The organism is Streptomyces sp. GbtcB6 (genome assembly GCF_019091475.1).
Taxonomy (GTDB): Bacteria; Actinomycetota; Actinomycetes; order Streptomycetales; family Streptomycetaceae; genus Streptomyces; species Streptomyces hyaluromycini.
In genome coordinates this window covers 1-270 of record NZ_JAGXJL010000291.1, presented here as the reverse complement: position 1 = coordinate 270, position 270 = coordinate 1, and the positions used below count along the sequence as shown (strand labels likewise).

Annotated in this window: 1 protein-coding gene; it reads right to left on the bottom strand. The window is 39.3% G+C overall.

Annotated features, from left to right (window positions below; genetic code table 11):
* Window positions 1-205: hypothetical protein (locus tag KVT45_RS55365; RefSeq protein ID WP_217562717.1), on the bottom strand; the 205-nt coding region annotated here is incomplete at its 3' end.
* Between the last annotated feature and the right edge of the window lie 65 nt (window positions 206-270).

Here is a 270-nt window from a genome sequence, read left to right as displayed (position 1 = left end):
ACAAATAGGGGAACTCTAGGAAATTGGCAGTGGTGAAAATTAATCGATCTTCTGCCATCTCTTGCTCCACAACTCTTTCTCTCAACCACCTCTCCTTCCCTGCTACTATACTTGCTTTGTTGATTGTTGCTCTTGCTTTATCTCTATACAAATTTTGCAACTTTGCTCTTTGTTTTGCAGAGCTTTTGCAACCTTGTTTCTTCATTCTGCAAAGCTTATGCACCTTCAATTCTCTATTTTGCAGAGCTTCTTTAGTGAATGTCCATTGTG